Annotated in this window: 10 protein-coding genes; 7 read left to right on the top strand and 3 right to left on the bottom strand. The window is 42.8% G+C overall.

Translation table 11 applies throughout. From position 1 onward, the window contains the following. Nucleotides 1-13: 13 nt before the first annotated feature. A complete protein-coding gene (locus ACVBDU_RS14840; RefSeq protein ID WP_447180519.1) occupies nucleotides 14-895 on the top strand; it encodes a helix-turn-helix domain-containing protein in 882 nt (293 codons plus the stop codon). A 39-nt stretch (nucleotides 896-934) separates the two neighbouring features. Here the strand turns inward: ACVBDU_RS14840 and ACVBDU_RS14845 are convergent, their stop codons facing one another. Next, a complete protein-coding gene (locus tag ACVBDU_RS14845) occupies nucleotides 935-2,461 on the bottom strand; it encodes a S41 family peptidase (protein WP_447180520.1) in 1,527 nt (508 codons plus the stop codon). A 53-nt stretch (nucleotides 2,462-2,514) separates the two neighbouring features. After that, a complete protein-coding gene (locus ACVBDU_RS14850) occupies nucleotides 2,515-3,282 on the bottom strand; it encodes an AraC family transcriptional regulator (RefSeq protein WP_447180521.1) in 768 nt (255 codons plus the stop codon). 540 nt (nucleotides 3,283-3,822) lie between these two features. Between ACVBDU_RS14850 and ACVBDU_RS14855 the strand changes: the two genes are divergently transcribed. The 6 genes from ACVBDU_RS14855 to ACVBDU_RS14880 all read left to right on the top strand — a co-directional run bounded on the left by ACVBDU_RS14855 (nucleotide 3,823) and on the right by ACVBDU_RS14880 (nucleotide 11,093). Continuing rightward, nucleotides 3,823-4,173 carry a hypothetical protein gene (locus ACVBDU_RS14855; RefSeq protein WP_447180522.1) on the top strand — a complete coding sequence of 117 codons (351 nt, stop codon included), beginning with the start codon at nucleotides 3,823-3,825 and terminating at the stop codon, nucleotides 4,171-4,173. Nucleotides 4,174-4,175: 2 nt separating this feature from the next. Next, nucleotides 4,176-5,039, top strand: a complete 864-nt coding sequence (locus ACVBDU_RS14860) for a hypothetical protein (protein ID WP_447180523.1) — start codon at nucleotides 4,176-4,178, stop codon at nucleotides 5,037-5,039. After that, nucleotides 5,039-6,172 (top strand): adenylosuccinate synthetase, encoded by a 1,134-nt coding sequence (locus ACVBDU_RS14865; RefSeq protein ID WP_447180524.1) that lies wholly within the window; start codon nucleotides 5,039-5,041, stop codon nucleotides 6,170-6,172. Before ACVBDU_RS14860 ends, ACVBDU_RS14865 begins: the two co-directional genes overlap by 1 nt. Before the next feature lie 112 nt (nucleotides 6,173-6,284). After that, a complete protein-coding gene (locus ACVBDU_RS14870) occupies nucleotides 6,285-6,932 on the top strand; it encodes an OmpW/AlkL family protein (RefSeq protein WP_447180525.1) in 648 nt (215 codons plus the stop codon). 674 nt (nucleotides 6,933-7,606) lie between these two features. Next, nucleotides 7,607-9,319 (top strand): helix-turn-helix domain-containing protein, encoded by a 1,713-nt coding sequence (locus ACVBDU_RS14875; protein WP_447180526.1) that lies wholly within the window; start codon nucleotides 7,607-7,609, stop codon nucleotides 9,317-9,319. A 58-nt stretch (nucleotides 9,320-9,377) separates the two neighbouring features. Then, nucleotides 9,378-11,093: a helix-turn-helix domain-containing protein gene (locus ACVBDU_RS14880; RefSeq protein WP_447180527.1), complete on the top strand. Its 1,716-nt coding sequence runs from the start codon at nucleotides 9,378-9,380 to the stop codon at nucleotides 11,091-11,093. A gap of 252 nt (nucleotides 11,094-11,345) precedes the next feature. On the opposite strand, the gene ACVBDU_RS14885 is transcribed toward ACVBDU_RS14880, so the two are convergent. Beyond that, nucleotides 11,346-12,356, bottom strand: a complete 1,011-nt coding sequence (locus ACVBDU_RS14885; protein ID WP_447178497.1) for an IS110 family RNA-guided transposase — start codon at nucleotides 12,354-12,356, stop codon at nucleotides 11,346-11,348. Nucleotides 12,357-12,626: the final 270 nt, after the last annotated feature.

Consider the following 12,626-nt stretch of genomic DNA (forward strand, 5'->3'; position numbering starts at 1 on the left):
TTTTCTTGCAGATATGCAGCACAGCTATAAAAATATCCATAGAGAAATTACTCCTTTGGCGCCGGAGGACAGTTTCCTGGTTTTTGACCGGGTCAAAGATGATTTTGATTTCCCCATTCACTTTCACCCGGAATTAGAGCTCAATTTCATAGCCAACGGAAAAAATGTACGCCGTGTTATAGGCGATCACATGGAAGAAATCGATGATCTGGAACTAGTTCTGGTCGGCTCCAATTTGTCCCACGGATGGGAACTTCACAAATGTACCAATACGGATATCCGCGAGATTACCATTCAGTTTCACGACAACCTGTTTAGCGAAAGTCTCCTGAACAAGCGTATTATGAAGCCCATCAAGGATATGTTTGACCGGTCTGCACACGGCATTCTTTTTTCCAGGAAGATCACGGAAGAGATCATGCCCAAAATATTAAAACTTTCCAAAATAGACAGTATCGATTATTTCCTGGAATTAATATCCATACTGCACGACCTGGCCACTTCGCGAAGGCAACGCCTGCTTTCCTCCAGCACCAGTAATTTTCAAAATTTTGAAAACAGCGATAAGATAAAAAGGGTATATGAATATGTACAAAAGCACTATACACAGAAAATAAGCCTTAACGAAGTTTCCGAACTCGTTAATATGAGCCCGGTTTCCTTTAACCGGTTTATAAAAAAACGAACCGGGAAAACTTTTATAGACTACGTAAACGACACCAGGATAGGATATGCCACCAGGTGGCTTATCGAAAAAGACCTCAGCGTGGCCGAAATTGCCTATGCCTGCGGATTTAACAATATCGCCAACTTTAACCGGGTATTCAAAAAACTGAAACACTGTACGCCCACGCAATACCGGGAAGAATTTTCAGGAATTAAACGGGTGTTGTAGGCTGCCCGGGCATAGAGTACCCTCCCGTAAGACCTTATTTTACCTTTTGCCCCCTTTTATCAACCTCAGCACAAACGCCATCTGGGTATCTTTATGCTCCAGGTAATCTTCAAAAGATTGCGATACGTTATAATCGGGGATAATGCCCCGGTTGTACACCTGGTTGGCCTTTTGCGGCACATCCTGCTCCAGGTTGACAATAGAGAAAAAGGTTTCCAGTCCGGATTTTGGCAGGATATATCCCAAGGGCGTATGCCCATTGTGCCCGTAATATCCGCCCATAGCTTCTTCACCTACGGTAACGGTATTGGCATTTCCCGCTACCATCGCAGCAAACAGGCTGCCGGCAGATGCTACCCTGGGGCTGATCAACAGGTAGATATTCCCCGTAAAGGCATTTTTAGCCGGGGTGCGAACCCGGTGGTCTTCACTGGTGTCGTCTTCATAAAAACGGCCTTCCTTTTCTACCGGGAATTCCTCCCGGAGCATGCGGTTATACTTCCCTACTCCCAACGGGCGTAAAAAAAACGGGATCTTACTGTAAGCATACCGCAGGTAAGGCACTTTTTGAAAACTCACCCAGGCCTGCCTGTTTTCCTGAAAGTTCCTGCCGGTAAGGTACGAATATGTCACCAGGTCGTTCGGGTCCGTTCCTCCCCCGTTATAACGGACATCTACAATGAGGTTTTTAATTTTCTGCTGCTTTACGGAGGTAAAAACACTGTCCAGGAAATGCGCGTAGTGTTTGTGCGATTCGGAGTTCTTTTCTCCAAGGGAAAAAGAATTAACGGTCAGTAAGGCAGTAACGCTATCTATCCCGGTAAAGGAATATATTTCGTCCTCTTCCCAATCCTGGTAATTGGCTTCATCGTCCGGGAGGGAATACCTGTTTTTTACATTTTTGTAATAGTCCCGGTAACCGACACTTTTTAAAGTTCTGCACTGTTCCTCTTCCGAACCATGAGGTATAAAGCATACGGTAAATGTCTTTTCCTGGCCGTAATGCAGGCGGTAATACCTGCTGAAGCTATATTGTATCCCAATAATTTTTCCGGTGATATTTATACCATCGGTTGTATAGTATTTATTCAGGTTGGCTATAATGTCTTCCACGGGCCTGCCGTTAACCGACAGAATCTCCGCTCCCGGGGGAATTTCCGTACCTTCCATATTCAACACCCACTTCCCTTCAACCGGTTTCACCGGGTACGGAAAGTATCCCGAAGTTTCCGCCGCCATAGATTTACGATACTTTAGCGGTAAAGAAGTGTCGTTGTGCAGACTTCCTTCAAAATCCGTCAGTTGTACGATAATATTATAGAAATCCCGGTAGCTTCCGGATCTTTCTACCTGTGCTTCGGCCCAGGTATATATACTGTCTATTTCTCTTTCGGTACGGTATTTATACAGGCCGGAGTTGGCTTTGAGGCGTATGTTCTTAAAGATTTCCAGGTCTTTTCGCATTTTGGACCGGGGAAAACTATCGTCTACGGATTGTGCATAGCCCGAAAAGCAACATATTAACCACAACAGGAAAAGCGGAGAATGTATTTGTACTGTCTTCATAAGCACAAAAGTACCTGTCTGGTAGTAAACGGACTTGTAAAATCTTGGCGATTTTATTCGCCCGGAAGCAGGCTCTTCTGGTAGGCGCTGGGTGATATGCCGACAAAGCGCTTGAAGGTCCTGGAAAAATGCGGCAGGTCGGTAAAACCGTAATCATAGGCTATCTGAGTCAGTTCCGCATGTGGAGTAATATCTCCTTTCCCGGCAAAGATCTTTTTCATCAACACGTAATGCATGGGTGACATGCCGGTAGATACTCGGAATTTTTTGGCAAAACCGTATTTGTTGCCATTGGCCACCCGGGCCAGGGCTTCCAGGCTGAGATTACCGGTAATATTCCCTTGAATGAATGCCATGACCTCCCGGAGGTCGGCGGGACTTAACTCAGAATAATCCTCTTCTTTTCCCTCTGCAAAAGGACGCAGCGATGTTGCAAAACAAGAAAGCAATGCTTCCCGGTTTTGCGCTTTAACGGTTGCCAGGTTGTTTTTCAGGGCCACAAACCGTTTTACAGCTTCGTCATTGCGAATATTCCTTTCCCGAAAAACAACATTTTTACCGCCAAAAAGATACTTCATCCGTTCTCCCGAAATATAGATCGTATCGAAATCCAGTTTTATTCCCGGATCTGCCAACGGGTTAGCATGCACCTCATACGGATTGGTAATGGTAATACTCCCCGTTTCCCCGTAAAGTTTTTTCCCGTCCATCGCTATGGTTTCCGTACCGTTATGGATCAGGGAAACACAAAAAGTGTCATGATAGTGCTCCGGGAAAGCGGCAGCCTGGTTACGGATGGATATGTATTCGAGGTCGTTCAAGATTATTTTTTTGATCTTTTTTGATTTTTTCTCTGTACTGCTTCGTATTCTACCTTTCCGATTACAGGGTCCACTAACTCAATAGTTTCTTTATTCCGGAGTACCCCTATTTTAGCTCCACACCTCAAATAATATGTTTTCCCATATTCAATATCAATCGGCACCCTCCCTTTTTAATATTTCCCAATTCGGTAGCTTCCGAAGGTTTTTTTCCTCTAGTCCCAATACTATCACTTCAATATCCCTATCCGAAACATTTCTTGCGGAAGTTATATTGGTTTTTATTTTCGGGGAACAAGCAACCGTTAATATTATTATCGTTGCGATTAGCTTTTTTTCATGGTATCGGAAATCATTTTTTTAGTATGTAACAAAAATATCGTTATACTGAATTTCCGGAAAAACTGTTTTCCCTCCCCAATATAGACTTTTTTCCAAAACCTTTCTCCCGATAGACGGAAATTGCCAAAAAAATCCCTTATTTCGGGGAGGTGTTTAACCGGTATTTCCCCGTAAATTTGTGTTCAGATAATAAAAATTATGGAAGATCCTAAAACCAGCGGCGCTTTCCTGGAATCCCTGAAGCGCAATAACGACAAAATACGCGGCGACCGTGCCGTGGCTATCGTAGAAGATGCCCAGATTATGTACAAAAGAGAAGCGGAAGACCTGGCCCTGATGCTCAAAAAGCTGAAAAGGGAACAGGAAAATATGCTCGATCTCAGTCCGACGGATGCCAACAGCCTGGTGCTGGCTTCCGATTTCGACGCCAAGGGCTACGTGGGCAAAGACCTGGAAATGGCCGTAAAGATCCGCAACCTGGAAATCAAACTGGAACTGGCTGTTAACCGATATGAATATCTCTTCGGAGAAAAACTGGAAATATTGTAATTATGGGAGGAGGAAAATTTAGTTACGAGGCGTATTCCCGTCTCCGCGTCAGCAAAGGATATGACAACAAATCGAGAGAGCAGATATTTACCTCTCGCCGGATAGACCCGGGCATGGACCCGGCTACCATACAGGTGCGCGAATCCCGCGATTCGGAGGAGCACCCCGAGTCGCTCTCCATTATCGTAGCCCTGGACGTTACGGGCAGCATGGGATTTGTTCCGGAGATCATTGTTAAAGAAACCCTGCCCGACCTCATCGGTTCGCTTATGCAGGCCGGTATTCAGCATCCGCAGGTTTTGTTCCTGGGTATAGGAGATTATATTTACGACAGCGCCCCGCTACAGGTAGGCCAGTTCGAATCTTCCGCCGAGCTGCTGGACCGCTGGCTGACCAAGGTATACCTGGAAGGCGGTGGTGGTGGTAACAACCACGAAAGCTACAACCTGGCACATCTCTTTGCCGCCAGGCACACCGCTATAGACTGCTGGGAAAAACGAAAACAAAAGGGCTTTTTGTTTACCATAGGCGACGAACCGGTAGCACAGGAAATCCCGGCAGACATTATCAAACGCCTTACCCCGGCCGATGAGGCGGCTACGGTGACCACCAAAGCGATTATCGAGGAAGCACAGGAAAAATACCACGTTTTCCACCTGCACCTGGAACACAACGAAATATCCAAACAGGACTACCGCAAAGGAAACTGGAAAGAGCTCCTGGGCCAGCAGTTTATAGAAGTGGAAGACTTCCGTAATGTAGCTAAAAAAATCGCGGAGGTCGTTATTGCCCACCATTCGTTTACACCCGGTACGGAGAGCACAACGAAGGCCGGAGACGATATCGAAGTAGAAGATATGCTGTAATGCAAACGTGTTCTGTAGTTATAGATCTTGGTTTCGGCGATGCCGGTAAAGGACTTACCACCGATTACCTGGCGGGCCGAAACCCGGAATCTACCCTGGTTATCCGTTTTTCCGGCGGACACCAGGTAGGCCATACCGTTACCCGGGGAAACTTCCGGCACACTTTTAGCAATTTCGGTTCCGGGACCCTTCGCGGAGTGCCTGCCTTATACACGGAGCACACCACACTTTTTCCCCCGGCCATCGCACTGGAATACCAGGCTCTGAAGGCGTATCGCCCCAGACTATTCTTCCACCCCCTGGCCATGGTAACCACCCCTTATGACATTGCCTATAACCGTGCCGTGGAAAAGGAAAAACAACACGGTTCCTGCGGACTGGGATTTGGCGCTACCATAGCCAGAAATAAAGAAGAGGTGTACTTTTTTGCCAACGATCTGTTGTTCCCCTGGGTGGTAAAGCAACGGCTGCAAAGTATACGCCGCTATTACGAAACCCTTCTCGGCAAACAGGATAATACACCTCTGAAAGCACTTTACAGGGAAGAACTGAATGCCTATGACGAAGCCGGCTTTATAGCATACTGCGACCTCATCCGTCCCCTGTATACCATTGCGCTGCCACAAGAGCTCCTGCCAAAATACGCGCACCTGGTATTTGAAGGAAGCCAGGGTATACTGCTCGACACCAAACACGGCATGCACCCGCATACCACCTGGAGCCGAACCACCTCGGAAAACGCCCTGCAACTCCTCCGTTCCATGGAGGGCGACATCCCGGAAACAGATATTTACTACGTAACACGCTGTTACCAGACAAGACATGGCAACGGCCCCATGAGCAGCAGTAAAAAGGTTACCCTCCGGAACTGTGAAAACGAAACCAATACGGAAAACGAATTCCAGGGGAAATTCCGCACTGCAGCCCTTGACCCGGAACTGTTGCGCTATGCCCTTTCGTGCGATGCCATATCCCACCACGGCCTGCCCGTTACGAAAAACCTGGTCGTCACCTGCCTGGACCAGCTCCCGGAATTCCGGGTAGAAAAGCTTACGGAGAAGCTGGATGAGAAATTTGTACAGGTACTGGGCAGCTATGGCCCGGACAGCAAAGACCTGAAGAGGTTATACTAATCCCTGTTTAAAAAAGAAATATCCGCACAACTATTTTAACAGAGGCTGACAATAGTCATGTTTTGCATATTTTTTCATGGATAATTTTGGGCATTCATTAAAACAATAGTCCATGAAAAATTTAATATTAAGCGCCTTATTGATTACGGCATCGTTTTCACTCGCAGTAGCGCAGGAAAGTAATAGTTCATCGTTTAATCCCTGGCAATTCCGCCTTCGCGGTGTAGTGGTAACCCCGAGCGAAAGTGCAACCATAGGTACCATTGGCGGTGATGTGGATATTTCCACTACAGTGATCCCGGAAGTCGACATCACCTACTTTTTTACCAAAAACTGGGCGGCAGAACTTATCCTGGGCACTACGAAACACAAGGTGGAAGCCACCAATACTGCAGCGGGAAACATCGACCTCGGCGATGTATGGCTGTTACCTCCAACACTTACGTTACAATATCACCTTACCAAGTCGGAAAAATTCAAGCCTTACCTCGGGGCCGGGGTAAACTATACCATCTTTTACAATGCGGATGAAGGCCCCGTAGCGGACAAAGTGGAATACGACAATGCCTTTGGCTTCGCTACCCAAATAGGATTGGATTATATGATCTCCGACAAATGGTTTATAAACCTGGATATCAAAAAAATATTCCTCCAAACCGATGTCACCGTAAATGCCAATACCGCACTTGGAGCCACCGTACCTGCCAATGTGGACATTAATCCGTGGCTGATAGGACTGGGAATCGGGATAAAACTATAAGGCAGAGATAAGTTGTTGGTCCTTGGGGTTCCGGAATTTCGAGCTGATAGCGTCTGCCCCCTCCGTCCTTGACCCCGGCCCTAAAAAGGCAATGTCATTTAGTTAGTGTTATAATAGTCTGAAAAAAATGTATGTCCTATATCTTATTAAAAACCAAAAAGGCTCCTCCCTTGTGATGAAGGCGCCGTGCTGAGCCAAGTCGAAGTAGAGGTCCCCGAGCGTAGCAACGGGGGGAGGGTTTTGAAAGCCTAAAACATAGGAATCATCCCAAGCGTTAGGGCAAACACGCCAAAGTCTGGGCTGGTCAAAACTCCCCGTCCCGCAAAGCGGTCCACCCCTCTTCTCCCGATAACCATCGGGATGAAGAGAGGTGCCCTTAAAAGGCTATCAGAAATGAATAAATCTGCTTAACTAAATGACATCGCCTAAAAGGTGGAACGGAGAGAAATCATTATATCAAAAAGCCAGGAATACACTAATACTTGTTTAATACTCCCCCGGCGGGACTCCTGGGGAGCTTATTCTTTGATTTACTTGTCCCCGTGCTCACCTTTTTTCGACGGAAGAAAGGTGAGCTTCTTTTAGATAATACTCTTTACCTTCATCCAAAACACCAAAAAACTACCAACTTTATCCGGTTTCCCTTATTTTTACCCTTTTCAAGTAGAATAACAATGAAAGCCCCTAAATCTGTTTGTGTTATTTTGGTTTTGATCCTTGGTTTTTACAGCAATGCCCAGGAGAAAATACAGGACACCCTCCTCTATAAAAGCTATGACGATCTCAATACCCTGTTTTACCAATGGTTGCCAAAAGATATCCTTACGGCTAAAACAATTGTCAATGCCTACATAGAAAAAGCCAGGAAAGAAAAAGATTCCATCCGTATGGCTAAGGGGTATTATTACTACGCCACCGATTTTGATGCGGAAAATGGATTACGCTATGCCGATACGATTATTGCACTTACAGAACATACGGACGATAAATTTCATCCTGCCGTAGGTTATTTATTAAAAGGATATTGGCACTACCAATTAAGTAATTATAAAAAAGCAATGGAATATTATCTTATCGGTTATAAATATGCCGTGGAGAGAGATAATATTAAAATGCAGATACACATCCGTCCTATGATGGCTGCTCTTAAAAATCGATCCGGGAATCATCGAGAAGCTCTATTGATTTATACAGAACATTTACATGCTCTTAAAAATCAACCAGAATATAGGAATCTATATAGTAATGACCCTAACCTTGGTGACTTATTTAATGAAAATATCATCCAAGCTCAATACAATATCGGACTTACCTATTTATTATTGAAACAGCCCGATTCCTCCCGTATTTTCTTGCAAAAAGCAATAACAAAAAGTTTCCGACAAAAGAATCTTTTCCTTTACTACGAAATTCTTTCCAGTAGTGGTTCCATGGAATTCTACGATGGTAATTTCCTGGCTGCCCTGGATAGTCTTAACAAGGCTATTCCTTATTTAACAGATGGACGAAATTTTGCCATGGCACATTACTACAAAGGGCGATCCTATCAGGCCTTAAACAGAAATAGAGAAGCTTTATCCATGTTCTTGAAAACCGATTCGTTAGCAGCAGAGATTAATTATAAATTTCCGGAACTCAGAGATGCTTACGAATATCTTATAGATTATTATAGTGGTCGGCAAGAAAGAGATAGCCAACTTGTATACATCGATAAACTCCTCGAACTAGATAAAACATTACTGGAAGAACGTATAATCGGCGGAGAAATCGCCCGGAAATACGATACCCCCGAACTCCTGAAGCAAAAAGAAACCATCATCCGAAACCTGGAAAACCGTCACAAAAAGAATGCCTGGTATAAAGGAGGGCTCCTGGTCGCTGTGGTGCTCTTAACTGTCTTCCTGGGTTACTACTATAAAAAACAACGCACCTTTAAGAAACGTTTCCGGGAGCTGGTTAATCAGAATACTCCCGATGAACAACTACCTCAGGTCCGTAAACAAGAAAAACAAGACAGCGGTGTACCGGAGGAGATCTTTAAAAACATAGAAGCGGGACTGGAGAAATTTGAACGTAAACAACGCTTTACAAATCCCGATATATTGCTAAAAAGCCTGGCCGACGACCTGAATACCAATTCCACATACCTCTCCAGGGTTATCAATACCACCAAGGATATGAATTTCAGCCAGTACCTGCATCATATCCGTATCAAACACATCGTGGAAAGACTTAAAAACGAAGAAAAACTAAGACAGTATGCCGTTGAAGCCATCGCGCAGGAAGCCGGGTATAAAACCGCACAGTCCTTTACCAAAGCGTTTTATAAGGAAACCGGGATTTATCCTTCGTATTTTTTGAAAAGGTTAAAAACAGGAACCCGCTAAAAAATATTAATTTTAAAACCGCTATATCCTGCATCTCATCGATAAAAGAACACAAAACATGAAAGCCTACAAACCTGTTTTTCTAATGCTTATGTCCTTACTGTATTGGTGCGGATACTCCCAGGAAAAAATACAGGATACACTGCTCGACAAAAGTTACGATGAACTCAATACATTAATTTATCAATGGCTACCTAAAGACACCATTACTACCAAAACCATAATAAATAGCTATATCGAAAAAGCCAGGGAAGAAAAAGATTCTATCCGTATGGCGAAGGGGTATTATTACTATGCTGTTGAATTTGGTCCCGAAAATGGATTACGCTATGCCGATACCATTATTGCACTTACAGAACATATAGATGATAAATATTATCCTGCTATAGGTTATTTGTCAAAAGGGTATTGGTATTATCAGTTGGATGATTATAAAAAAGCTATAGAATATTCTCTTATCGGTTATAACTATGCTGTGGAGAGAGGTAATATAAAATTGCAAATGTATATCCGCCCCATGATTGCAACATTCAAAAGTAGGGTCGGAGATCATAGAGGTGCCCTTGCCATGCATAAAGAACACTTAAATGCGCTGGAAAACCAGGTAGAATACAAAAAAAATTACAGTAATAGTGTAAACCATAGTAATCGACTCTACACTAGTCACTTAATAGCTATACATAATTTATCCTTAACCTTTTTACATCTTAAAGAAAATGATTCTTCAAGAATATATCACCAAAAAGGGATTAACCAAAGTTTAGCATATAAAGACACCATACAATATTACGAAATGGTTTCCAGCAGCGGTTCTATGGAGTTCTATGCCGGTAATTTCCAGGCTGCCCTGGACAGCCTGGATAAGGCTATTCCTCATCTAACGGATAACCATAATATTGCAATGGCGCATTATTATAAAGGACGATCTTACCAAGCCTTGGAAAGGCATAAGGACGCCTTACTCATATTTTTAAAAACGGATTCGTTAGCAGCAGAAATTAATTATAAATTCCCGGAACTCCGGAATGCTTATGAATATCTTATAGACCATTATAATCACCGGAAAGAAAGAGATAGCCAACTTATCTATATCAACAAAATATTAGACCTGGATAAAGAGCTCATTGATATACGGTCTATGGACGGAGAAATTGCCCGGAAATACGACATGCCCGAACTCCTGAGACAAAAAGAAACCATTATCCGAAACCTGGAAAACCGTCACAAAAAGAATGCCTGGTATAAAGGAGGACTCCTGGTCGCTGTGGTGCTCTTAACCGTCTTCCTGGGTTACTACTATAAAAAACAACGCACCTATAAAAAACGTTTCCGGGAGCTGATTAATCAGAATACTCCCGATGAACAACTACCTCAGGTCCGTAAACAAGAAAAACAAGACAGTGGTGTACCCCAGGAGATCTTTAAAAACATAGAAGCAGGACTGGAGAAATTCGAACGGAAACACCAGTTTACAAATCCCGATATATTGCTAAAAAGCCTGGCCGACGACCTGAACACCAATTCCACATACCTCTCCAGGGTTATCAATACCACCAAGGATATGAATTTCAGCCAATACCTGCACCATATCCGTATCAAACACATCGTGGAAAGATTGAAAAAGGAAGAAAAACTAAGACAGTATGCCGTTGAAGCCATCGCACAGGAAGCCGGGTATAAAACCGCGCAATCCTTTACCAAAGCGTTTTACAAAGAAACCGGGATCTATCCTTCATATTTTCTGAAAAGGTTAAAAACGGAGGTGGTTGATTAGGTTCATGAGTCATTAAGTTATTCAGAGGAAATCCGTATAATGACCTGTTTACTTTACCCTGTTTTAACAATCCAAATCTCCATTAGAAATTTCGCTCCCTTTAGATACTATGGTAAAAACCTAATGAATTTGTCGTTATCTTGATTTTATTTTACTTTTACCATCCTACAAAGAAGACTTTTTTCCAATTGTGGATTTGAAGTCTATCTAGCGCGGAGTGTAATGCTCCGCTTTTTTTATTTTATGGACTAATTACCTCCATTGATAATCTTTATCGTATTCTTGCTCTTTTTTCCAAAGGGTATAAGCAAGAATCAATAATTTACGCATTCCTGCCACAATCCCTTTACGTTTTATTGCTGGATTTCTTTCGCAAACTCTTTCATATAAATTTCTAATCGATTCATTAACTCTTGTCGCTGTCATAGAAGGCATATATAAAGTCTGTCGTATTCTCGAATTGCCGTGTTTTGATATTCGGGATTTCCCTTTGTATTTTCCGGATTCATGTAATGTAACATCAAGTCCTGCATAGCTTATTAACTGGCGAATGTTTTGGATTAATGCAAACCCATTAGTTTCAGCGATTAAAATTACAATGGTTTCAAAACCCAAACCAGGAGCTGTCTCTACTTTCTCAATTTTTTTCTTTAATTCCTTATCCTGGTCCACCGTGTTTTTGATTTCTTTTTTGATGGTTTGAATAGCTTTTTCATAAAATTCCATTTGTTCGATCTTTAACCCTATAATGCTTTCGAGCTTCTCATGCGACTTATACATGGCGTGTAATTGGCACTTCGATCGTTGAAGCTCTTTTTTAAAGGAGAGTAACTCCCTGCAAAGGTCTCTTAACTTTTTATACATGGGAGACATGGGGTGCCAACGATCTAATACTCTTTCTATTCCATATCCGGCTATATGTTTGGAATCCATGGAGTCTGTTTTTGTCTTTATATGAAGACTTTTTATATAGTTCTTTATTTTATTGGCCAATACAACAGATACTTCCTGATCCTTTTTATAAAGGAAATAGGCTAAGTCTTCATAATAAACACCGGTTGCTTCCATGACAAACCTTATGGGGCAACTATGGCCAGGTCCCTTTGTTTTTAAAACCCATTCCAAGAACTCTTCATGTCCTTTCCTGTTATTTTTAAAAGATCGCGTCCCTTTAATTTTCACAGAACCATCTTCTAATCGGATTTTTATACATCCATGAAAATCATCCATGGAGATATCGATTCCAGCACATATTTTTCTCATAGTTATTTAAATCAATAAAGGACTTCTTCTCTTTGTCTTTCCTCGTTTTTATACGGAATACAGGCAATATGGCCAATTTCCTAGATACTATTCAGACTATAAGAAGAAAAGAAACAGGTGCAAGATCTAAAGGGCGATATACTTATAAAAGTTATCTGGGCAGGGATGCTATTACCTGTTTCTTCCTTGTATTTAAGTTTTCAAATAACCATAAATCTCATATTTTTTAAAACCTATTCTATAAAAATATTTAAGAACAAACATACGAGG

Source organism: Sinomicrobium endophyticum, from assembly GCF_052983315.1.